General features: G+C 39.3%; 22 protein-coding genes. All 22 read right to left on the bottom strand.

Going from position 1 to position 24,770, the window contains the following annotated elements; all coding sequences use genetic code 11:
• Nucleotide 1: 1 nt before the first annotated feature.
• Complete coding sequence (locus tag M2M59_RS05305) at nt 2-808, bottom strand: dipicolinate synthase (RefSeq protein WP_249775701.1); 807 nt, start codon at nt 806-808, stop codon at nt 2-4.
• Complete coding sequence (locus M2M59_RS05300) at nt 805-1,074, bottom strand: YlmC/YmxH family sporulation protein (protein WP_066785752.1); 270 nt, start codon at nt 1,072-1,074, stop codon at nt 805-807. Before M2M59_RS05300 ends, M2M59_RS05305 begins: the two co-directional genes overlap by 4 nt.
• A gap of 76 nt (nt 1,075-1,150) precedes the next feature.
• Nucleotides 1,151-2,377, bottom strand: a complete 1,227-nt coding sequence (locus tag M2M59_RS05295; RefSeq protein WP_249775700.1) for a M16 family metallopeptidase — start codon at nt 2,375-2,377, stop codon at nt 1,151-1,153.
• A gap of 104 nt (nt 2,378-2,481) precedes the next feature.
• Nucleotides 2,482-4,593, bottom strand: coding sequence for a polyribonucleotide nucleotidyltransferase (gene pnp, locus M2M59_RS05290; protein WP_249775699.1), 2,112 nt, complete (start codon nt 4,591-4,593; stop codon nt 2,482-2,484).
• A gap of 315 nt (nt 4,594-4,908) precedes the next feature.
• Nucleotides 4,909-5,178, bottom strand: a complete 270-nt coding sequence (gene rpsO / locus M2M59_RS05285) for a 30S ribosomal protein S15 (protein ID WP_066785740.1) — start codon at nt 5,176-5,178, stop codon at nt 4,909-4,911.
• Nucleotides 5,179-5,328: 150 nt separating this feature from the next.
• On the bottom strand, nt 5,329-6,279 hold the full coding sequence (gene ribF / locus M2M59_RS05280; RefSeq protein ID WP_249775698.1) for a riboflavin biosynthesis protein RibF: 951 nt from the start codon (nt 6,277-6,279) through the stop codon (nt 5,329-5,331).
• 16 nt (nt 6,280-6,295) lie between these two features.
• Entirely contained in the window at nt 6,296-7,207 is a 912-nt protein-coding gene (truB, locus tag M2M59_RS05275) for a tRNA pseudouridine(55) synthase TruB (RefSeq protein ID WP_249775697.1), read from the bottom strand.
• A gap of 89 nt (nt 7,208-7,296) precedes the next feature.
• Nucleotides 7,297-7,647, bottom strand: a complete 351-nt coding sequence (gene rbfA, locus M2M59_RS05270; protein WP_066785730.1) for a 30S ribosome-binding factor RbfA — start codon at nt 7,645-7,647, stop codon at nt 7,297-7,299.
• Nucleotides 7,648-7,666: 19 nt separating this feature from the next.
• On the bottom strand, nt 7,667-7,945 hold the full coding sequence (locus M2M59_RS05265; RefSeq protein ID WP_147194098.1) for a DUF503 domain-containing protein: 279 nt from the start codon (nt 7,943-7,945) through the stop codon (nt 7,667-7,669).
• Complete coding sequence (infB, locus tag M2M59_RS05260) at nt 7,945-10,488, bottom strand: translation initiation factor IF-2 (protein ID WP_249775696.1); 2,544 nt, start codon at nt 10,486-10,488, stop codon at nt 7,945-7,947. The genes M2M59_RS05265 and infB overlap by 1 nt, the downstream gene beginning before the upstream one ends.
• Before the next feature lie 14 nt (nt 10,489-10,502).
• Nucleotides 10,503-10,814 carry a YlxQ family RNA-binding protein gene (locus M2M59_RS05255; protein ID WP_066785714.1) on the bottom strand — a complete coding sequence of 104 codons (312 nt, stop codon included), beginning with the start codon at nt 10,812-10,814 and terminating at the stop codon, nt 10,503-10,505.
• Nucleotides 10,811-11,089 (bottom strand): RNase P modulator RnpM, encoded by a 279-nt coding sequence (gene rnpM / locus M2M59_RS05250; RefSeq protein ID WP_066785711.1) that lies wholly within the window; start codon nt 11,087-11,089, stop codon nt 10,811-10,813. Before rnpM ends, M2M59_RS05255 begins: the two co-directional genes overlap by 4 nt.
• Nucleotides 11,090-11,150: 61 nt before the next feature.
• Entirely contained in the window at nt 11,151-12,305 is a 1,155-nt protein-coding gene (gene nusA, locus M2M59_RS05245) for a transcription termination factor NusA (protein WP_066785709.1), read from the bottom strand.
• A 20-nt stretch (nt 12,306-12,325) separates the two neighbouring features.
• Complete coding sequence (gene rimP, locus M2M59_RS05240; RefSeq protein ID WP_066785707.1) at nt 12,326-12,808, bottom strand: ribosome maturation factor RimP; 483 nt, start codon at nt 12,806-12,808, stop codon at nt 12,326-12,328.
• A gap of 130 nt (nt 12,809-12,938) precedes the next feature.
• Nucleotides 12,939-17,273, bottom strand: a complete 4,335-nt coding sequence (locus M2M59_RS05235; protein ID WP_249775695.1) for a PolC-type DNA polymerase III — start codon at nt 17,271-17,273, stop codon at nt 12,939-12,941.
• Between the two features lie 96 nt (nt 17,274-17,369).
• Nucleotides 17,370-19,076, bottom strand: coding sequence for a proline--tRNA ligase (locus M2M59_RS05230; protein WP_249775694.1), 1,707 nt, complete (start codon nt 19,074-19,076; stop codon nt 17,370-17,372).
• A 61-nt stretch (nt 19,077-19,137) separates the two neighbouring features.
• A complete protein-coding gene (gene rseP, locus M2M59_RS05225; RefSeq protein ID WP_249775693.1) occupies nt 19,138-20,397 on the bottom strand; it encodes an RIP metalloprotease RseP in 1,260 nt (419 codons plus the stop codon).
• 38 nt (nt 20,398-20,435) lie between these two features.
• Nucleotides 20,436-21,581 carry a 1-deoxy-D-xylulose-5-phosphate reductoisomerase gene (gene dxr / locus M2M59_RS05220; RefSeq protein ID WP_249775692.1) on the bottom strand — a complete coding sequence of 382 codons (1,146 nt, stop codon included), beginning with the start codon at nt 21,579-21,581 and terminating at the stop codon, nt 20,436-20,438.
• Between the two features lie 13 nt (nt 21,582-21,594).
• A complete protein-coding gene (locus M2M59_RS05215) occupies nt 21,595-22,389 on the bottom strand; it encodes a phosphatidate cytidylyltransferase (RefSeq protein ID WP_249775691.1) in 795 nt (264 codons plus the stop codon).
• Nucleotides 22,390-22,395: 6 nt separating this feature from the next.
• A complete protein-coding gene (locus M2M59_RS05210; protein WP_147194111.1) occupies nt 22,396-23,181 on the bottom strand; it encodes an undecaprenyl pyrophosphate synthase in 786 nt (261 codons plus the stop codon).
• Between the two features lie 243 nt (nt 23,182-23,424).
• Nucleotides 23,425-23,982 carry a ribosome recycling factor gene (gene frr / locus M2M59_RS05205; protein WP_147194113.1) on the bottom strand — a complete coding sequence of 186 codons (558 nt, stop codon included), beginning with the start codon at nt 23,980-23,982 and terminating at the stop codon, nt 23,425-23,427.
• Complete coding sequence (gene pyrH / locus M2M59_RS05200) at nt 23,982-24,719, bottom strand: UMP kinase (protein ID WP_066785685.1); 738 nt, start codon at nt 24,717-24,719, stop codon at nt 23,982-23,984. Before pyrH ends, frr begins: the two co-directional genes overlap by 1 nt.
• Between the last annotated feature and the right edge of the window lie 51 nt (nt 24,720-24,770).

Raw genomic sequence — 24,770 nt, 5'->3', positions numbered from 1 at the left:
ATTATTCCTCCTTTAGTTCGTTATTTTTTCGTACAATCACCTGTGCAAGCAAGTCTGCAGCATCTTGTGGGAAATACTTGCCGGGCAAACCAGGAAGGAATGTATAAATAAGCTTCTCTCTCTCTTCTATATTAAGGCAGCCTGGTGATGATGCTACATCAAATATGTTCAATTTTTTTTCTAATGCATTATAGAAATCTACAGTAAACCATTTATTCGGAATTGTATTAATTAAGTAATCGTGTTCTGTTGTATTCTCCGGTATCAATTGATCTGCAACGTAGCCATAGGCAATGGCCTCTTGAATTTGGCTGTTGGATCTTGCCAAAATATGAACATTTGCACCCAATTTATGGAACATGTAGGCAAGCATCTTAGCTACACGGCCAAATCCTGTAATACAAAATGATTTGTCAAATACTGAAGTATTTTCTAAATCATAAAATGCCCGCAGCATTCCTTCAGAGGTCAATCTAGCATTCAGCCATATATACGATTCATCCTGCAGATAATAGATCACCTGCTCCTCTTTTAATTGCAGAAATTCCTGTTGTAGACTTTGATTGCTTTTACCGACAAATATTACAGCATTCGATGGGAGGCCCTCGAATGCACCGCGAGGAATTTCTGGCGCTTGGATTGGCAACACAATCCGCTCAGGCTTTTCCGTCTCAATGATTTGTTGGAGCTCCTCATTCCACTTGTCTGTATATTTGTAAATAACCTGCTCATAATCTAGTGACAAATAGAGGGCCAATTCTTTGAACCGCAAATCTCTTCCAAGGATTAACCATTTTTCATTTATCATTTTGTGTACCCCGATTTCAGTGGTTGTGTTTTTTTGAATAAAATTCGGTCTTCGCCAATCAGTGAAATTTCTGTCCATGGAATATAGGACTGCGGTTTTTGATCTTTTGATTGAAATGGCAAGCGATAACCTCTTTGGACTAATTCAAATCCATAAATTTGCCCTGTTTTCGGATCTAATAAACACTCTGTTTCCGCAAGCAACCCGCAGCGGACTCCATCACTCATCTGGATTAGTTCTTTATCCGCGAGCTCAGATAAAAGCATTTAACCCCTCCTTCTCCGTCATAATAGTGTATGTCATTATACATATGCATGTGCATAAAAAAAACTAAGAGGCATATTAAAGTCTCTTAGTTGGCTGAATAATCGATTTAGCAAATGGTTTTCCCAGTATATCTTGTATGATGTTATTCACACTTATTTCATTTACTGCTTGCAGTTCTTCTAAATTTATTTCAATCGATTTATGCTCTCCATAGATCAATTCATTTTTTGCATTTCGATGCATGACATCATTAGTGGTTTCAAGGCTTAACAAAAAATTGCTTTCTAATTGTTCTTTTGCGTACTTTATTTCTTTAGCTGTTACGCCATTTTCCTTTAGGTTATCTGTTATTTGCAAAATAGTTTCTTCCAAAAGATCCAATTGCTTAGGAGATGTACCGCCATAAATCATAAAAGCGCCAGTATCTTGGTAAGCAGAGTAATACGAATAAATTGAATAGGCTAACGCTTTCTCTTCTCTCACTTGTTGAAAAAGCCTTGATGACGTTGTATCTCCGATTATATTATTCATGACAAGAAGACTCATGAGATTTGGGTCTTTTATTGAAAGTGATGGGTATCCAAGCAATAAATGTGATTGTTCTGCATGGTTACGCTTGATAGTCATACCTGGATCAAATCGAGGTATTATAGCAATCCGAGGGACTTCAGAGTCTCTTTCAAAATCTCCAAATAATGCGGCGACTGTGTCCAAAAGATGATCAGGGACATTGCCGGCAATGGAGATTACTATGCGTTCAGGCGTATAATGTGCCTCCATAAAATCTTCTAGCGTTTCTTTTGTGAAGGTTTCCAATGTATCTTTTGTACCTAGGATAGGAGCACCAATTGGATCGTCAGGAAACATGGCTCGCCAAAGCCTTTCATCTACTTCATCATCTGGCGTATCTTCAACTAATAGCATTTCCTCATAAATTACTTGCCTTTCTTTTTCAATTTCTTGCGGATCGAAGGATGAATGGAAAAACATATCCGCTAAAATGTTCAGCGCTTCAACTGCATGGATATCCAAAGTGGTGGCATAAAAACAAGTATTTTCTTTAGACGTAAAGGCATTTAATTGCCCTCCAATACGATCAAAGGATTCAGCTATTTCTTTTGCTGTCCTACTATATGTACCCTTAAACAACATATGTTCAATGAAATGTGTTATTCCGTTTAATTCAGGACTTTCATCTCTGGAACCTACATTTACCCAAATGCCCATGGATACCGATCTAACGTATGGACGTTTTTCAACAAGAATTCTAACGCCATTTTTACATATATGTTTAATCCTCAATAATCTTCCTCCTTTATATAAAAAAGAGGCTGTCGTTTAATTAGACAACCTCGTTGCAGACATAATATATTCTTTAACTGCTTAACTTTTTAAATAAAACAGTCTTATTGTTGTTCTGCTCTTTCTTTTTCTTCTTTAATAACAATCTTGCGTGATAAGTTGACACGGCCTTGGCGATCGATTTCAATGACTTTCACCAATAGCTCATCACCTAATTTCAAGACATCTTCGACAGCTTTTGTACGTTCTTCTTGAATTTCAGAAATATGAAGCAAGCCATCCTTACCAGGGAAGATTTCTAGGAACGCGCCGAATTTTTCGATACGTTTAACTTTACCCATATAGTATTCGCCGACTTTTGCTTCACGCACAATGTTTTCGATTATTTCTTTAGCGCGTTTGATCATATCTTCATCTGAAGAAGCAATTGAAATCGTACCATCTTGCTCTGTATCGATTTTTACGCCTGTTTCTTCAATAATCTTGTTGATTTGTTTGCCCCCTGGCCCAATTACATCGCGGATTTTATCAGGGTTGATATGAATCTGCTGAATCTTAGGTGCATATGCAGATAAGTGTTCTTTCGGTTGAGCGATTGTAGCCAACATAGATTCTAAAATAATCATACGGCCGCGTTTTGCTTGCACTAATGCTTCTTCTAGAATTTCACGAGATAAACCATCAATTTTAATGTCCATTTGAAGTGCTGTTACACCTTTTGCTGTTCCAGCTACCTTAAAGTCCATATCGCCAAGATGGTCTTCCATACCTTGAATGTCCGTTAAGATGGAATAATAATCGCCCTTTTTAATAAGGCCCATCGCAATACCTGCTACTGGTGCTTTAATTGGAACACCTGCATCCATCAATGCTAGGCAAGATGCACAGATACTTGCTTGTGATGTTGAACCATTTGATTCTAATACTTCTGATACACAGCGAATAGTGTAAGGGAAATCTTTTTCATCTGGAATAATCGCGGATAATGCACGTTCTCCAAGTGCTCCGTGACCGATTTCACGGCGTCCTGGACCACGCATTGGTCCTGTTTCCCCAACTGAGAATTGAGGGAAATTATAATGGTGCATAAAGCGTTTTGACTCTTCTACACCAAGTCCATCAATGATTTGAACATCGCTTAATGCGCCAAGCGTACAGATTGATAGCGCTTGTGTTTGTCCACGTGTAAACAATCCTGAACCATGAGCACGCGCCAACAATCCAGTCTCTGAAGATAATGGACGGATTTCATCTAATTTACGGCCATCTGGGCGGATTTTTTCTTCGGTAATCAATCGACGGACTTCTTCTTTGACCATCTTATCTAAAATTTGGCCAACTTGTTTCAATGTAGCATCGTCTGCTTCTTGTTCTTCAAATTGTGCAATTACCTCAGCTTTTACTGCTTCAATCGCTTCATCACGTGCATGTTTTTCATGCGTTTGAATCGCTGCGTTCATTTGAGTTTCAAATTGAGAAGTAATGCTTTCAGTCAATTGTGGATCTAACTCATGCAATGTTACTTCGATTTTTTCTTTGCCTGCTTCCTTCGTTACTTCTTCTTGGAAGGCAATAAGCTTTTTGATTTCTTCATGTCCGAACATGATTGCTTCAAGCATTGTTTCTTCTGGCACTTCTAGGGCACCAGCCTCCACCATGTTGATCGCATCTTTAGTGCCTGCAACAGTAAGATTAATCAATGATTGATCTAATTGTTCCACAGTAGGATTAACAATAAACTCATCATTAATCATACCAACTTGAACACCTGCGATTGGTCCGTCGAATGGAATATCAGATACCATAAGAGCCAATGATGAACCTACCATAGCCGCCATTTCGCTGCTGCAGTTTGGATCAGCTGACATAACCATTGAGGTAACTTGTACTTCATTACGGAAACCGTCTGGAAATAATGGACGGATTGGTCGGTCAATTAAACGAGATGTTAAAACAGCACGTTCAGATGGACGTCCTTCTCTTTTAATAAAACCTCCAGGAATCTTACCGACTGCATAAAGTTTTTCTTCATAGTTCACAGTTAAAGGGAAGAAATCTGTTTGTTTTGGGTGTTTAGACATAGTAGCATTACATAGTACAGCTGTTTCGCCGTAACGTACCATTACTGCACCGTTTGCTTGTTTTGCAAGCTGGCCGACTTCGATTTGCAATGGTCGTCCTGCCCATTCATAGGTAAAAACTTTTTTTTCGTTCATCTATTGAACTCCTCTCTTAAAAAGAAAACCTAAATTACATATAAGCTTATGTTATGTAGTTACTTGTAGTTTATCAAAAATAAATGCGCTTTGCGAAACATTTCTCTACATTCCGCTTTTATTCGCTATAGATGGCTGGAATTTTATTAAACATAAAGAAAAAGCGGGACAAGCCCGCTTTCATCTCATGCATTTAATCTCGGCTCCTACTTTACTTCAATTGTGCAACTTGTACACAATGAAGATGGAGTAAGTTTCGACTGATTGAACTAACAAACAGCGCGGGCAGAATCCCTCGCTGTTTGTTGTTTCATTTTATCGGCGTAAGCCAAGTTTTGTAATAATTTCACGGTAACGTTGTACGTCGTTTTCACGTAAATATTTTAATAAGTTACGGCGACGACCGACCATTTTGAATAGACCGCGACGTGAGTGGTGGTCTTTTTTGTGAACACGTAAATGTTCGTTTAAGTTGTTAATCTCTTCCGTAAGGACAGCGATTTGAACTTCTGGTGAACCAGTATCACTTTCGTGTGTACGGTATTCAGCAATGATTTCGTTTTTGCGTTCTTGTGTTAGTGCCATCCTATTCACCTCCTACTGATTAAAAAATATCCCCTATTACTGAGCAACTCGTTGGTGATTCGTAGAGCCAAGTAATGGTTCAGCGCCGCTAGAAGCGGATCACTTAGAAAATAGTAACATAAACAGGTTACTCATGCAACTATAATTGATTTAAACTAATGATCGCAAGTATTCTAATGCCTGTTGTTTATCAGCTTCAATTTGGGTTTTCAATGCCTCAATTCCACTGAATTTTCTTTCGCCTCGCAAGTACTTATACCAATCCACTTTCACTTCTTCACCATAGATATTTTTATCAAACTGGTCAATAAACACTTCAATCGTTAAATTCTTTTCATCTGGATTTTTGAAAGTCGGTTTATAGCCGACATTACATACACCATTATGCCACTCATTCTGTACTTCAATCTTTACTGCATAGACACCAGTTGCCGGTATGAAAGTACCTTCTGCTTCTTGAACATTGGCAGTTGGAAATCCAATTTCTCTGCCTCGCTTATCCCCATGAACCACAACGCCAGGGATTTGATATGGTCGTCCCAACAAGTGGCGAACGGATTCCATATCGCCTTCTTTTAGGGCACTCCGAATCCGTGTAGAACTAATTTTATCTTCTTCAAACTGTTTTTTATCCACAATAGATACCTCGTAATCGCCATTGCTAAGTTGTTTCATATCTTCCATTTTGCCGCTACCTTTCTTGCCAAATGAATAATCAAAGCCAGCACTTACATGTTTAATATTTAACTCGCGAATAAATATATCAACAAATTCAGATGGATTTAAATTGGCAAAATCAGAAGTAAAGCGAACAACAAATACAGTATCAACTTGCAATTTTTTCAGGATTTCAATCTTTTGTTTCAAAGGAGTGATATAAAACACTTGTTCTTTTCGGCCTCCCAATACAATGGAAGGGTGTGGATCAAATGTCATCACAGCTAATTTTAAGTTTTTCGCTTTTGCTTGTTCTCTTGCCTCTTCTATAACCGCTTGATGACCAAGATGAATGCCGTCAAAAAAACCAATGGCTAGTGAGTAAGGGCCTTGAACTTCCGGCGAATTGATTTGATGCGGATACATGAGATGAATCACTTTCATAACAATTTCCTCCTACCTAATCCACGTTTGGAAACATTTTTTCTGGTTTCATGAATCCCTCTTTTTCTGGATGCTTTATATATACAGCAACTGCAGAATTGCCTTTCATATAAACAATTTTATCATTTTCATTAAGCGCAGGATGCATTAGCAGAACTTGTCCATTTTTAATGGCCTTTTCAATAGACTCAGTAAGCTCTATCTGTGGATATTCATAAAGTGCAAATTCCAATGGCTTCATGCACTCTTGAAGCAAGCCGGCATCAACTTTTTCTTGTAATTCGGATAATGTAACACAATCGTCCTTTGTAAAGGTACCTGACTTGATGCGTACTAATGAAGCCATATGAGCAGGATACCCTAACGCTTCACCAATCTGCACAGCAAGCGTTCGAATATAAGTCCCTTTGCTACAGCTTATACGGACAGAGAACCGAATTTTTTCACCCTTATATTCTGTAGAATGGTCTAATAACTCCAATTCATAAATGGTCACTTGCCTTGTTGGACGTTCAACAGTTTCGCCCCGTCTTGCATATTCATAAAGCTTTTTCCCATTTACTTTTACGGCAGAATACATAGGTGGGGTTTGATTGATTGTGCCGGTAAGCGATTGTAAAGCCTGAAGTAACTCATTGCGGCTAATTTGCTTTTCCGACAAATCTTCTTCCACTATCTCTCCTTCGGCATCTTCTGTAGTAGTGGAAACCCCAATTTCAATTACAGCCTCGTAGGTTTTTCCGGCATTCGTCAAATACTCAGCAAGTCTTGTAGCATTTCCTATGCATATTGGCAGCACACCTTCAACAGTGGGATCTAATGTGCCGGTATGCCCGACTTTCTTTGTATGTAAAATTTTTCGCACCTTGAATACACAATCGTGTGAAGTCATGCCTTTTTCTTTCCATAATGGTAAAATACCATGCATGTAACTCACTCCTTTGCCAACATTACACCAAATAATTTAATACATTTTTTAAGAGAAAAAGCCTGCAAGCTCTAATTGCAGGCTTTTGTCTATTGGTCTTGTGAATCGTTCAGTTGGCGCAGCAATGAATCGATTCGATTGCCATATTCTACTGAAGAATCAAAAGCGAAAGAAAGTTCCGGTGTAACTCGCAAACGAATGCGGTGGCTAATTTCAGAGCGAATAAAACCCTTCGCCTTTTCAAGCCCTTTTAACGTATCCTGGCGTTCTCTTTCATTTCCTAGGCAAGTAATATATGCCGTCGCTTGTTGAAGATCACCAGTTACCTCTACATCCGTTACAGTTACAAATCCAACTCTTGGATCTTTGATTTTACGGCTAATGATATCTGCCAATTCTTTTTTCATTTGTTCAGCGACACGTGTTGAGCGCATTGACATAAACGTTCACCTCAATTTCTTATATAAACTCCCGATCAATGTGAAGGCATTGCCATTCCGGATTTGACTCTAGAAAAGCGATAGCCCGCTCTAGCTCTCTTTCCGCTGCTTGTTGTGAAGAAGCAACAGAAACAAGAGCTAGAAGCGTTCTTTGCCAAACATCTTGATGGTCTATCTCTGCAATAGAGATATTGTATTTCTGTTTTACACGCATAGTCATAGACTGCAAAACAGCACGTTTTTCTTTTAGCGAATGTGCAGCAGGAACAAAAAATTCACACTCTGCATATGCCATCATTAGCGTTTAATCTCTTCCATTACGAAGGCTTCGATTTGGTCGCCTACTTTAAGGTCATTGTAGTCTTTGATTGTAAAACCACATTCATACCCTCTTGCAACTTCTTTTGCATCATCTTTGAAACGTTTTAAAGAATCTAACACACCTTCAAAGATAACAATTCCCTCGCGAATCACACGTACACCACTGTCACGAGTTAATTTACCTTCTGTTACATAACCGCCGGCAATTGTACCAACTTTTGAAACTTTAAAGGTTTCGCGAATTTCTGCAGAACCGATTACTTTTTCTTCATATTCAGGATCTAGCATGCCTTTCATTGCAGCTTCAATCTCTTCAATTACTTTATAAATAATGCGGTGAAGACGAATATCTACGCCTTCAGCTTCTGCAGCACGTTTTGCATTGACATCAGGACGAACATTGAAACCAATTACAATTGCATTTGAAGCAGCTGCAAGTGAAATGTCAGATTCAGTAATAGCGCCCGCGCCTGTATGAATAATCTTCACATTAACGCCTTCTACATCAATTTTCATCAATGAAGCAGCCATTGCTTCAACTGTACCTTGAACATCTGCTTTGACAATTAAGTTTAATTCTTTCATATCGCCTTGTTTCATTTGTTCAAACAAGTTATCAAGTGTAACGCGTTGTTTTTCAGTACGCATTTCTTGGATAGCAGTAGATTCGCGAGCTTCCCCTACTTGACGAGCTGTTTTTTCATCTTCAAATACAACAAAACGATCCCCTGCTTGTGGCACTTCATTTAAGCCAGTAATTTCTACAGGCGTAGATGGACCTGCGCTTTTCACGCGGCGACCAAGATCGTTGACCATTGCACGAACACGACCATACGTATGACCAACAACAATTGGATCTCCTACATTTAGTGTACCGTTTTGAACTAATAATGTTGCTACAGAGCCACGGCCTTTATCTAATTGTGCTTCAATGACAGAGCCAATAGCACGACGTTTAGGATTTGCTTTTAATTCGCCTACTTCAGAAACAAGCAAAATCATTTCAAGCAATTGGTCGATACCTTCGCCAGACAATGCAGAAATCGGTACAAAGATAGTATCCCCGCCCCACGATTCTGGAACCAAACCATGTTCTGTTAATTCTTGCATCACACGATCAGGGTTTGCTGTTTGTTTATCCATTTTGTTGACTGCTACAATGATTGGAACTTCAGCAGCTTTTGCGTGGTTGATTGCTTCAATTGTTTGAGGCATAACACCGTCATCTGCAGCCACAACAAGGATTGTTAAATCGGTAATCTTAGCACCACGCGCACGCATAGTTGTGAAAGCGGCATGTCCTGGTGTGTCTAGGAAAGTAATCTTTTTTCCTTGGACAACAACTTGATAAGCACCGATATGTTGTGTAATACCGCCCGCTTCGCCTTCTGTAACTTTAGTGTTACGGATAGAGTCAAGCAAAGTTGTTTTACCATGGTCAACGTGACCCATAATTGTAACTACTGGCGGACGTTCTTTAATATCTGCAGTATTTTCATTTTCATCTTCTTCGAAGTAAGTATCTAGATCCGTAGCATCAATGCGTACTTCTTCTTCTACTTCAACACCGTAGTCTGCGCAAATTAATTCAATTGCGTCTTGATCAAGTTCTTGGTTGATTGTAGCCATAACACCAAGCATGAACAATTTTTTAATGATTTCAGATGGTTCACGGCCTAATTTTTTAGCTAATTCACCAACGCTAAGTGATTCATAAAACGTGATTTTTTCTGGCAATTCTTTTTTCACAGCTGGCTGTGGTGCCGGTTGTGGACGATTCTTACGGCGCTGTCCGCCATGAATGCCTGGTTTGCGTCGTTGGTTGTTGTTACGGTTGCCGCCTTGTGCATTATTGCTACGGTTGCCGCCTCTTGCATTATTAGGGCGGTTGCCACCTTGTGTGTTGCTTGTTTGGCTACCGCTTCTAGCATTATTGTTAGAACGTTGGCCACCTTGCGTATTGCTTGTTTGACTACCGCTTCTTGTATTATTATTCGGACGGTTGCCACCTTGCGTGTTGCTTGTTTGGCTGCCGCCTCTTGAATTATTGTTTGAACGGTTGCCACCTTGCGTGTTGCTCGTTTGGCTACCACCTCTTGAATTATTGTTTGGACGGTTGCCACCTTGCGTGTTGCTTGTTTGGCCACCACGATTATTCGTTTGGCTTCGGTTTTGATTATTATTTGTTGATGGTCTTTGTTTTGAGTTGTCTTTTGAAGTTGAATTATTATTCATAGTACTTCCTTGGTTATTATTTTGTTTTGTTTGAGCAGGACTAGAAGAGGGTTGCTCTTTTCTTGCTGCAGGACGAGTTCCTGGCTGCCCTTTTGTTGGGTTTGACTGTACACTCTGTTGTTGAGTGCCTTTTTTATATACATGATTTAATTTGCTAATCGTTTCTGGTTCTAACATGGACATATGATTCTTCACATCAATTTGGAGCTTAGATAACTGATCAATCACTTCTTTACTTGACTGGCTTACTTGTTTCGCATATTCATGAACGCGTAATTTTGTCATGTACTCACCCCCGGTTAGATTTCGTTGAGTAGCTGAGACAGCTTTCTTGCAAAACCGCTGTCCATTATTGCTACGGAAACTCTCGCCTCCCTACCAAGGGCGTGTCCGAGAACATCCCTTGTTGAAAATTCGTGTAGCTCAACGTGAAAAGAATGGCATTTATCGGTTAGCTTCTTTCTAGTATTTTTCGAAGCATCTGTCGATAAAATAACCAGCTTAGCTTGCTGATTTCTTACTTCTTTTACTACCTGTTCTTCGCCGGTTACCACCTTGCGTGCGCTTGCGGCTATACCTAGCAAATTTAAAATTGCTTGTTCTTGATTCATATTCGAGTTTCCTTTTGAACAATTGCTAATAGATCATCGTATATATGTGCTGGAATTTCCACTTGAAGTTGGCGTTCAAACACATTTTTATCTTTTGCGGCTTGAATCGCTGTAGCCGATTTCGAAACATATGCGCCGCGCCCCGATTTTTTTCCAGTCGGATCAACAGTTACTTCTCCTTCTTTGGAACGGACCACGCGAATCATTTCTTTTTTCGGAAACATCTCTCCGGTAGCAATACATTTTCTCAAAGGTATTTTACGATTGGTCGGCATCAGAATTCACCTTTCTTTTGACATTTGGGTTAATTGAAGACACTGACGTCAAAATCCCTTGTTAGTCTTCTTTGTATAGATCCACTTCAATTTCTTCTAGTGGCTCTTCATCTATCTCTTGTTCATAGATATCAGCAGTTTGGACAATTTGCTCTTCTGAACGTGGATAAATGCCTAATTCAGTCGCATCTGTTTCGCTTTTAATATCGATTTTCCAGCCAGTTAATTTAGCTGCTAATCTTGCGTTTTGACCACGTTTACCGATTGCTAGAGACAACTGGTAATCTGGCACAACAACTGTAGTAGATTTTTCTTCTTCATTTACTTGGACATCTAGTACTTGTGAAGGGCTTAGTGCATTTGCTACAAATACCACTGGATCCTCAGACCACTCAACGATATCGATTTTTTCGCCGTGTAGTTCATTGACAATCGTTTGTACGCGCGCTCCTTTTGCACCAACGCATGAACCCACAGGATCCACTTCTTCGTTATGTGCCACAACCGAAATTTTAGAACGGTCGCCTGCTTCGCGGGCAATCGATTTAATTTCTACTGTGCCTTCAAAAATTTCCGGCACTTCAAGTTCAAATAGACGACGTAGCAATCCAGGATGCGTACGTGAAACGAATACTTGTGGTCCACGGGATGTGCGTTCTACTTTTGTAATATATACTTTTATCCGATCATGCGGTTTGTATACTTCACCAGGAATTTGCTCGCTTTGCGGAAGAACCGCTTCAATTTTGCCAATTCCCACATAGATATTACGAGGATCTAAACGTTCGACTACACCGTTCATAATGTCATCAGCACGGTCTACATACTCTTCATAGACAATACCGCGTTCTGCTTCACGGAAACGTTGTGTCACAATTTGTTTAGCAGTTGTAGCTGCAATACGACCAAAATTGCGCGGTGTTTCTTCTTCTTCCACTACATCCCCAATTTCATAAGCCGGGTTAATTTTCTGCGCTTCTTCTATAGAAATTTGTAGGTGATCGTCTTCTATATCATCTTCTTCTACAACGTCTTTACGTGTAAACAAACGTACTGAGCCTTTATCTAAGTTTAAATCTACACGGACATTTGCCGCTTGATTGAAGTTCTTTTTATACGCATTAATGAGTGCCGCTTCAATCGCCTCAACGATGACATCTTTTGAGATACCTTTTGCTTCAAGTGCAGCGAACGCACCGACTAATTCCTTACTCATTGTCCAATTTCACTCCTAAGTTAACGTTCTGCTGAAAAGTCAATTGCTAAACGGGCTTTGGCAATTTTATCTTTCGGTATGAGAACTTTTATTTTTCTAGTTTTAATTTTTACTGCAAGCTCAGCGCCTTCATCTGTGTAAGATTCTAGATAACCTTCAAATTCCTTCATGCCATTAATCGGCTCATATGATTTTATATGCACAAACTGATTAACTGCTTTTACAAAATCCGCTTCTTTTTTTAATGGACGTTCCGCTCCTGGTGAGGAAACTTCCAAAAAGTAATTTTGTTCAATCGGGTCCACTTCATCCAGTTTCTCACTCAACAATTCGCTTACTTGTGCGCATTGTTCTATATCTATGCTTCCTTCAGGAGTATCCACATAAACGCGTAGAAACCATTCTCTGCCTTCTTTCACAAATTCAATCTCGACTAATTCAAGGTTCAGGCTTTCTACTATTGGTGTTACTAATTGTTCCACTTCTGTTGTAACCTTGCTCATACAATCCTCCTGACTAAAGTTTGTTGTCATAACAAGAGAAAAGAGCGGGATATCCCACTCTTTTGCTGTCGTTCTATCAACAAATAATTGTCTAAATTATAACACAATCGCACTTTGAATGCAACTAGGGCTAGAAGAGGGACAGCTGGTTGGCATCTGGCATTCCTTCTAAGCAGCCCAATTTATCCATATACTCAATCAATGTCTTGGAAACACGACCTCGAATTTGTAAATCTTCTTTTGAAAGAAATTCACCATCTTCTCTTGCCTTGACAATAGCATATGCCACGTTATTCCCTAAGCCTGGAATCGCATTAAATGGCGGAATTAACGTCTGGCCATCTATAACAAACTCCGTTGCCTTTGATTTGTATAAATCTACTTTCTGGAATGCCATACCTCTTTCGCACATTTCAAGCGCTAGTTCTAAAACAGTCAACAAGTTTTTCTCTTTTGGAGAAGCATCCAAACCTTTGCTTTCGATTTCTTCAATGCGTGATTTTATCATTTGCGAACCATTGACCATCGCGATTAAATCGAAATCGTCTGCACGGACTGTGAAATATGCACAATAGTATACAATCGGGAAATGCACTTTAAAATAGGCAATTCTAACAGCCATTAATACATATGCGGCAGCATGCGCTTTAGGGAACATATATTTTATCTTTTTACACGAATCAATGTACCACTCCGGCACACTTTCTTTCCGCATTGCTGCTTCCATGTCTTCTGTTAGACCTTTACCTTTACGTACACTTTCCATAATTTTAAATGCTAACGATGGTTCTAGTCCTTGGTAAATCAAATACACCATGATGTCATCTCGGCAGCCGATTACTTCCGATAACACACAAGTGCCATTTTCTATCAGCTCACTTGCATTCCCAAGCCATACATCTGTCCCGTGTGATAACCCGGAAATTTGAACAAGCTCAGAGAACGTAGACGGTTTCGTTTCTTCTAACATTTGCCGTACAAATCGCGTACCAAACTCTGGAATGCCCAATGTACCGGTTTTACAGTTAATTTGCTCGGGCGTAATGCCTAACGATTCTGGACCTGTAAATATTTTCATTACTTCAGGATCATCTGTCGGAATAGATTTTGGATCAATTCCTGTTAAATCAAGTAGCATACGGATAACAGTCGGATCATCGTGTCCCAAAATATCCAGTTTCAGTATATTATCATGAATAGAGTGGAAATCAAAATGAGTTGTTTTCCATTCAGAATCTTGCGCATCAGCAGGATATTGGAATGGTGAAAAATCAAAGATATCCATATAGTTAGGTACGACTATAATGCCGCCTGGGTGTTGACCGGTTGTTCTTTTGACGCCTGTGCATCCTTGGACAAGCCGATCCACTTCTGCACCTCTAAAATTTAAATTGTTGTCTGATGCGTAGCCTTTTACATAGCCATAAGCCGTTTTCTCGGCAACTGTACCAATAGTTCCGGCACGATATGCATAATCTTCTCCAAACAATATTTTAGTATAGTTATGTGCCCGTGGTTGATAATGCCCACTAAAGTTCAAGTCAATATCAGGCACCTTATCCCCTTTAAACCCAAGGAATGTTTCGAAAGGTATGTCGTGTCCATCCTTTTTATAGGGAGTTCCGCATGACGGGCAATCTTTGTTCGGCAAGTCAAATCCTGAGCCAACAGAGCCATCGTCAAAGAATTCTGATTGCTTGCAGTTCGGGCAAATATAGTGTGGAGGCAATGCATTTACTTCTGTAATCTCCATCATAGCCGCTACAAGCGAAGAGCCTACAGAGCCCCGGGAGCCCACTAAATAGCCATCAATCAATGATTTTTTTACCAGCTTATGTGAGATTAAATAGATAACCGCAAAGCCATGGCCAATGATAGAACCTAATTCTTTTTCTAATCTGGCTTCAACTATTTCCGGTAGAGTTTCACCATATATTTGATGAGCCATTTTATACGTCATTTCACGTACTGTCTGGTCAGCACCTTCAATTTTTGGTGTGTATAGCTCATCTTTAACTGGCACAACTTCACCAATCATATTGGCGATTTTTTGGGAGTTGGTTACGACAATCTCTTTTGCCACATCTGCTCCCAAAAAAGCAAAGTCTTCTAGCATTTCATCTGTAGTTCTAAAATGAACTGCTGGCAATTTGTAGCGATTTAGTGGGTTAGCTCCACCCTGAGAACGAACGAGCACTTGCCGGAAAATCGCATCATTTTCAGTCAAATAATGAACGTTTCCTGTTACGACTACAGGTTTGCCTAACTTTTTACCGATTTTAACGATTTTTCGTATAATATCTTCTAAATTCCATTCATCTCGTATTAACTCTGCTTCGATAAGTGGGGAATATACTCCTTTTGGATGGACTTCTAAATAATCATAGAACTTCGCTACTTCCATCGCTTCTTCCATAGACTTCTGCATAACAGCTGTAAAAAACTCACCCTTATCGCAGGCACTGCCTACTAGTAAACCTTTTCGCAACCGTTGAAGTGACGACCGCTTGATTCGCGGTACACGATAAAATGTATTGACATGCGATTCGCTGACAAGTTTAAATAAATTTTTCAATCCGTCGTTATCAACAGCGAGGAGTGTACAATGTGTTGGACGTGCCCTTTTGTAAGAATCTCCTTCACCGATATATTTATTAAAATCATCATGATATGTGATGCCTTTTGCATCTGCTTCTTTTAATAAATGAAGTAATAGGTATCCCGTTGCTTCTGTATCATAAATAGCGCGGTGGTGCTGTGTTAATTCAATGCCGAATTTTTTACACAATGTATTTAAACGGTGGTTCTTAAGCTCAGGATGCAAGAAACGCGCCAGCTCTAATGTATCGATTACAGGGTGATGAAACTCATCAACGCCCGCTTTCTTATAAGCTTCATATAAAAAGCCTATATCAAAAGATGCATTATGTGCTACTACGATGGTGTCACCGATAAAAGCATGGAACTCTTTAATCATATCAGTCACTTCTGGAGCGTTTCTGACCATATCATCCGTAATACCTGTTAACTCTATTGTTGTTGTTGACAATGGATGATGAGGGTTCGCAAAGCTTTCAAACTTGTCTATTACTTCACCATTTCGGATTTTTATGGCTGCCAGCTCAATGATAGTGTCATATGCTGCAGATAACCCAGTTGTTTCTACGTCAAAAACAACATAAGTGTCGTCTTCTAGTAGACGATGTTGTTCATCATATGCTATAGGTACGCCATCATCTACTAAATTTGCCTCTAATCCATAGATAATCTTTATCCCATGTTTTTTTCCAGCATTATAGGCATCAGGGAAAGATTGGACGATTGCATGATCTGTAATGGCAATCGCTTCATGCCCCCACTTTGCAGCTTGACCGACAAGAGCATCTACTGAAGATACTGCATCCATCTGACTCATTGGCGTATGTAGATGAAGCTCAACACGTTTTTCGCCTTCTTTTGCGTGATCCTTCTTCAAAACGGGTTTAATCTCTACCATATCCTGGGCCATGACAATTAAATCTCTGACAAATGTATCGTTTTGCACAGAGCCGCGTACTTTTAGCCACATTCCTTTTTTTGCACATTGCATCAAGGCTGCATCTTCTTTATCGCGAGAGAACATCTTGACTAAGATAGAATCTGTGTAATCAGTCATTTTCAATGTAAGAAGTGATCGTCCACTTCTTAATTCTTTGACCTCCGCATCAAATACATATCCTTCGATTACTACACGCCGTTCTTCATCTTGTATCTGATGAATGTCCATAATCGGTTCATCGTGCTTAATAGGAACCCCTAGTTGGAATGGTCTATCGGATAAATCCACTCCCTCAGGATTTTGCTGACGCTCTTTCTCACGTTTTTGCATATCCATAACAGCTTGCTTTGCAAAGGCTATCTCTTCTTGCTGCCGTTGTTCTAGGAACTGGCGTTGCTGTTCTGCCAAGTCCTCAGTCGATTCGACTAACTGAAAATCAACGGCCATATGAGGAAAACCATACTTTTTATAGGTCATGGATAATACATCTGCATATTTTGACTTCAATGTCATTAATTGAAACTCATGCTGACAATTGAGCATAATCTTCTGCCCATTCCATTCTGGGAGCTGCTTCGCAAGACCTTCACGAAGCGGAGGGGACATTTCGTCTATTTCTTCTACAATCATCAACCAATAATCAGAAATTAAATCTTGTGTTAACTGTTGGTTTGTTGCTTCAATTGTTATCTGAATATCTGCGATAGATGAAAAAGCTTGTTTTAAACGCATTTGGAAATCGCGTAGCAGTTGAAACGGCAATATATGCGGAAGCTTTATTGAAAAACGCCAAACTTTGTCTTTTTTATGCACAGTTAAGCGTTCTAGCTCAGCTGATTCAAAAAATGGCATAACCACATCTTCCGTCATATTGATTTGTTGCAAGAGCAATTGAAATCTTTGTCTTGCATCCTGTTCGTTAGCCATCATTTCACCTCTTTGTTAAATTTTATTAACACTCTTTGAAACAAAGAAAAGAAAGTACAAATTGTACTTTCTCCCTAAAACGCAAGTCACATACTACTATTCGGCATGAAAGAAGTTGTTCAAACGATCCACCAATTCTTCTTTTGCCCATTCAAACGTTTCACCAGATTGGCGGAATTTCACTTCAACTATACCCTCAGTAGCTTTTTTACCTACTGTGACACGCACAGGCAAGCCAAGTAAATCCGCATCCGCAAATTTAACGCCAGCTCGTTCTTTTCGGTCGTCATATAATACATCATAACGATAAGAACGAAGCAATTTATAAAGATCATCTGTTAATGTTTTTTGCGCTTCATCTTTTTCATTAACTGAGATGAGATGAATATCATATGGCGCAATTTGTTTCGGCCACATAAAGCCATAGTTATCTTGGAATTGCTCTGCAACTGCTGCTAGTAATCTAGAAACACCGATTCCATAACACCCCATGATAAATGGTTGCTTACGTCCATTCTCGTCTAAGAAGCCTGCATTCATTGCATCACTGTATTTTGTACCTAATTTAAAGACATGACCTACTTCAATACCTTCAGCAAATTTGATTGTTCCTTGTCCATCAGGTGTAGGGTCACCTACTTGGATAAAACGGATATCCTCAAAATGGTCAATAGCAAAATCTCTTCCTGGGTTCACATTTTTGTAGTGGAAGCCTTCTTCGTTTGCACCACAAACACCATTGCGAATTGATTTAATTCCAAGGTCGGCTATTACTTTCACGTTGACCGGCAGTTTCACAGGTCCAAGTGATCCCACATGACAATTTAATAATTCAAATACAGCTTGTTCCTCAGCAAGTTCCACTGAATCTGCATTTAGTGCATGTTTTAATTTTATTTCATTAATCTCATGGTCTCCACGGGAAAGAACCACTATTAATTCATCATCAACATTAAAAACAAGTGTTTTAATACATTGTTCCTGTGAAACTTTTAAATAGTTTGCTACTTCTTCTATTGTTCTTTGATCTGGCGTTTCCACTTTTTCCAGTGTACCCATCTCTTCATCTGAATGCGTGTATTCAACATTCACTTCTGCCATTTCTATATTTGCCGCGTAATCAGTTTCATCTGAATATGCGATCGTATCTTCTCCTATTTCAGACAGCACCATAAATTCATGTGTGTCCGTACCACCAATTGATCCGGAGTCAGCTATTACAGCACGGAAATTCAATCCTAAACGAGTAAAAATGTTTGTATAAGCTTTCACCATATCCTGGTAGGTTTCATCAAGGCTTTCATTAGTTGAATGGAAGGAGTATGCATCCTTCATGATAAATTCTCGACCGCGTAGTAATCCAAAACGTGGGCGCTTTTCATCCCGGAATTTTGTTTGAATTTGATATAAAGTCAAAGGCAGCTTTTTATAAGAATTTATTTCATCACGTACTAATGAAGTAATTACCTCTTCATGTGTTGGTCCTAAAGCGAAAGGTCGTTCGTGACGATCAGTTAAACGCATAAGCTCTGGTCCATAAGCATCCCAGCGGCCGGATTCTTGCCATAACTCAGCTTGTTGCAAGGATGGCAATAACAATTCAACAGCGCCAGCTTCATTCATTTCTTCACGAACTATTTCTTCTATTTTTTGCAACACTTTAAAACCTAGTGGCAGATATGAATATACTCCACTCGCATGTTGACGGATAAAACCCGCACGTAATAAGAGCTGATGCGACAAGGCGTCAGCATCAGCAGGTATTTCGCGCAAAGTTGGTATAAATGTTTTACTTTGTTTCATGATTTAACCTCACTTTGAGCTCTGTTTAATTGTCTATTATATCGAAGCTCTATTTAATACGCTAAAAGAAAAAGCGTTGAATATCATTCCAAGTTACAGCAATCATAAGAATCATTAATAAAACGATCCCTACGAAATGAACCATGCCCTCTTTTTGACGATCGACAGGCTTGCCACGTAATGCTTCAAATCCGAAGAATAGTAAGCGTCCTCCATCTAGAGCAGGTAGTGGAAGCAAGTTCATAATTCCTAAGTTAATACTTAATACTGCAGCCCAATTCATAATATTGACAACACCATATTTAGCCACTTCTTCAGTTGCCTTATAGATACCGACAGGGCCTGACAAGGCATCAATCGTAAAACCTCCAGTTATTAAGGCGCCTAGTATCGTAAATATTTTGATAATCCAGTGGTAGGTCTCAGTGAATCCGAACAATAATGCTTTGGCTGGATTCTTTTCGACAGGGCTTTGATATTGTACGCCAATTTGACCGATTGACTGTCCTTCAATATCTTTCTTTTCTGGCGTCACTGTAAGAGTTTTATGAGAATCCCCACGTGTTACATCCAACGTTAGATCCTTCTTTGGATTTTTTTGGATGGCATCTGAAAGTTCTTGCCATGAATCGATTGATTTGCCATCAATGGATGTCACAACATCTCCCTTTTGCATCCCTGCTACAGCTGCTGGGCTGTCTTTTACAACACCCGCTATTACAGGTTCATACGTCGGTACACCTGTAATAAAAGCAATAATGATAAAAATGAAAACAGATAAAATAAAATTAAACAACGGACCTGCAAAAATAGTCATCGCACGTTTGCCGACCGATTTTGAATTAAACTGGCGGTCGTATGGAGCAATGATCAGCTCGCTGCCATTTTCTTCAATTACTGCATTTCGGGCAATATGGTAACGGACAAGTTTTTCATCTTCGTCATAACCTTCTACCCATAATTCTTTTTGAAGGTCTGCCTTTTCTACTTCTAAAAAGAGCATGTCCGGCAATTGTTTGTTTTGATTTAAAACGATTTTAGTTACTTCGTTTTGGTTGTTTAGAAGCATTCCAATACGATAACCTGGTTGCAATTCAATGACATCTGCATCGTCTCCCGCCATACGGACATAACCACCCATTGGCAATAGACGAACAGTATATAATGTCTCGCCTTTATTGATCCCTATTATTTTAGGACCAAAACCAATTGCAAACTCACGCACTAATATGCCTGAACGCTTTGCGAAGATGAAATGACCAAGTTCATGGAAAAACACGATGGAACCGAATACCACAATAAATGCAATGATTGATTGCATGTAATCCCACCTTTTTATGCATTATAAAATTACTATTGCTATTTTAGCATGGTTTGAATCGTTTTTCTCGTTTCTTTATCTACTTGTAAAATAGTTTCTAAATCTGGGTTGCTAATATTCTCATGTTGGTTCATCATTCTGTCGATGATGTCTTCTATTTCAAGAAACTTGATCTTTCCTTGTAAGAAGGCACCTACTGCTGCTTCGTTCGCAGCGTTCATAACTGTTAAAATAGAGCCTCCCATCCGACCTGCTTGATAAGCAAAATCAAGGCAGCGGAAACGTTTTAAGTCAACATTTTCAAAGTGCAGTTGAGAAATTTTCGCTAAATCCAGTCTTTCTGCATTAGAGCGCGGCAACCTATCTGGATAACTTAAAGCATACTGGATTGGTGTACGCATGTCCGGTGTACCTAACTGTGCCATCACACTTGTATCATGATATTCAACCATCGAGTGAATAATGCTTTCTCGATGGATTAATACGTCAATTTTATCGTATGGCATATCATACAACACCGCTGCTTCAATGACTTCCAAACCTTTATTCATCAATGTAGCAGAATCAATTGTAATTTTTGCTCCCATAGACCAATTTGGATGATTTAGAGCTTCTTTAACTGTAACATTCTCCAATTCATCACGTGTTTGATCTCTAAAACTACCGCCAGAAGCCGTTAAGATAAGTCTTGAGACAGATTTTGGATTTTCACCCTGCATTGATTGCCAAAGTGCTGAGTGCTCACTATCTACAGGCAAAATCGGTGCACCGTATTTCTTAGCTTCACTCATGACCAAATGTCCCGCTGTGACAAGTGTCTCTTTATTCGCAATTGCAATCATTTTTCTTTGCTGGATCGCTGCCAAAGTAGCTTCTAGTCCAATACTGCCTAAGACAGCATTCAATAGTATATCGCTGTCAGTATATGTAGCTACATCTATTAACCCTTGAGCACCATACGTGAATTCTGAGTCTGGAAATTCTTTTGCAAGTTTTTGTGCATCCGCCTCTAGTTGAACAGATACCAACTTAGGCTTAAACTCTTTTATTATTTCCTTTGTAAGCTCAATATTTTTACCAGCAGCAAAAGCTACAATTGAAAATTGATCAGGATGTTCCCTCACAATGTCTAATGTTTGTAATCCAATTGAGCCTGTTGCGCCTAATAAACTGATACGTTTCATCTACTAATCACCCTTAACCAATAAAGTGTAAAAAATAAAGCAGTGGCAAAACAAATAAGATACTATCAAAACGATCCAAAATGCCACCGTGTCCAGGAAGGATTTTACCGGAATCCTTCACGTCATAATGCCTTTTAATAGCGGATTCTACCAAATCCCCTAACTGGCCAAATATGGACGCAACAATGGAAATAAGTATAATTGTGACATATGAATAATCTAGCTTTACAATTGCCTGGAATATTAAAGCTGCAATGACTGCAACCACAATGCCACCCAAAAAGCCTTCAACAGTCTTATTCGGTGAAATTTCCGGCCATAATTTACGTTTGCCTAATTTTCTTCCGACAAAATAGGCGCCAGAATCCGTTGTCCACACGATGACCAATGCATAAACAACAAATGCCAATCCTTCCACCCTTGCAGTAATGAAGTAATGAAAGCCAATTCCTACATACAATGCACTGATTACCAAGAATCCTACATCATCAAAGGTAAAACTATTTTTTACAAAGACAGTATAAATCAGCAATAGAATTGCTGCTATAAACATGTATTCTATTTGCGAAAAAGAAGTGGCTTCTTGTAGTTGTAAGCTCCATTGTTTCGGCATTAATACTACAAATAGTAGCAGTATCGTAATAATTCCGGGAACTGACAGTAAAGCTATTCCTCTCATTTTTAAAACTTCATATAATCCAATCGCTGCCATCACATACACTAATAGTGTGAACGGCAAATTTCCGTATACCACGAATGGAATAAATAAAAGCGCAGCAATAATTGCTGTGATAATCCGCTGTTTCAACTTTCATTATTCTCCTTTCAATCCCCCGTAACGGCGATTGCGTTTTTGGTAATCAATTATTGCACTGTACAAATGCTCCGCTTTAAACTCTGGCCAGTGTATATCAGAAAAAAAGAACTCCGTATATGCGAGTTGCCATAATAAAAAGTTACTTACTCGGTATTCACCGCTTGTTCGTATTAGTAAATCTGGATCCCCAATACTTGACGTCATTAATTGTTCAGAAATTGTTTCTTCAGTTATTGATGACATGTTAAGTTCACCTTGCTGTACAAGGCTCGCGATCTTTTGTACTGCAAGAACCATTTCTCTGCGGCTACCATAATTAAATGCAAAATTAAGCACCATGCCTGTATTATCTTTCGTTTTATCCATTGCATTTTGCACAGCTCGACTTGTATGCGAAGGCAACCCATCCATTTCGCCAATCATTTCGACCCGAATATTTAACTCCATTAACTCGGGCAGGAAGTCAGCCAAAAATTCTTCCGGTAAACGCATTAAGAAATCTACCTCAGTTGATGGTCTTTTCCAATTCTCTGTAGAAAAAGCATATAGTGTAATCGCTCCAACCCCAATGGCGTTTGCAGCTTTTGTAATCACACGTACATTATGCATGCCTTCACGATGCCCGATAAAGCGTGGTAAAGCTCGGCTTTTTGCCCAGCGACCATTACCATCCATTATAATAGCGATATGCTTTGGCACCTCTTGCATTTGAATCAGTTCCATTTGCGCTTGCAATGACAGGTCTTTTTTTTCAGTTTTCTTCCATCCGAATTTATCTAACATTTAGAATCCTCCACTAACTTACAAATCGGAACGTATACTTCCTCTATCATACCAAAAATAACAATTAATTTCCTTAATCTAAACAAAAAAAATGCTTAGCCTAAAACTTAGAGCCAATCTAAATGGATAGGTATTAGGGAAAGCTATGTATCAACTTAAATGCGCTTTCTTCATAAGGAGCATGTAAAACAAAAAAGACGTCCCTGAGTTATAGGACGCCTTGAAAAAGACAAGGTTCTATGATTAAACGGATAGGATTTCGCTTTCTTTTTCTTTAGCGATTTGATCTACTTTTTCAATGTTGGCATCAGTCAATTTTTGGATATCTTCAGAATATCCACGCAAATCGTCTTCAGTAATTTCGCCGTTTTTTTCTAGTTTTTTGCAATCATCGTTTGCGTCGCGGCGTACATTACGAATAGCAACTTTTGCATCTTCGCCTTCTTTTTTCACTAGTTTCACAAGATCTTTACGGCGTTCCTCTGTTAAAGCAGGAATTGAAAGACGGATGACGTTACCATCGTTAGTTGGTGTAATGCCGATGTCAGACTTCAATAAAGCTTTTTCAATTTCACCTAGTACAGATTTATCGTATGGTTGGATTACTAGAAGACGTGCTTCTGGCACAGAGACGCCAGCAAGCTGATTAATAGGTGTTGGTGCACCGTAGTATTCCACATTTACATGGTCTAGTAAAGAAGCATTTGCACGGCCTGCACGAATTGTTGCTAGTGCACGGCTAAATGCTTGTATTGCTTTGTCCATTCTCTCTTCAGCTTTCGCCAAAACTTCCTTCGACATTATGGGTTCCTCCTCACGATTGTTCCAATGTTTTCTCCCAACACAGCGCGCTTAATATTACCGTTTTCAGTAATAGAGAACACAATAAGTGGGATATCATTATCCATACAAAGAGTGGACGCTGTTGAATCCATTACTTGTAGTCCTTGCTGAATAACTTCTAAGTATGTTAGTTGTTCATATTTCACTGCTTCTGTATCTATTCTTGGATCTGCAGAGTATACGCCATCTACATTATTTTTAGCCATTAAAATGACATCTGCATTAATCTCAGCTGCACGTAAAGCTGCAGTAGTATCAGTAGAGAAATAAGGATTTCCTGTTCCTGCTGCAAAAATGACAACACGTTTCTTTTCTAAATGGCGAACTGCTTTTCTGCGAATATAAGGTTCAGCAACTTGCGTCATAACAATTGATGATTGTACGCGAGTAGGTACATCTAGATTTTCAAGTGAATCTTGTAATGCTAAAGCATTCATTACAGTGGCCAACATGCCCATATAATCAGCATTTGCCCGTTCCATGCCCATTTCAGCACCAATTTTGCCTCTCCAAATATTTCCGCCACCTACTACTAATGCTACTTCTACTCCAAGCTCAACTACATCTTTCACTTGCTCTGCAACTGATTTGACGATTTTAGGAGATAAGCCAAACCCTTCTTCTCCGGCAAGGGCTTCTCCGCTAAGCTTAATGACTACTCTTTTGTACTGCTGCATACTCTTTGGAACCTCCATCATGCTTTTTCTTGAAAAAGAGGGAACACGAAAAAGATGTGCTCCCTACTT

Origin of the sequence: Rummeliibacillus sp. G93, from assembly GCF_023515935.1 — a bacterium.
Taxonomy (GTDB): domain Bacteria; phylum Bacillota; class Bacilli; order Bacillales_A; family Planococcaceae; genus Rummeliibacillus; species Rummeliibacillus stabekisii.
This window is presented reverse-complemented; position numbering and strand designations above follow the sequence as displayed.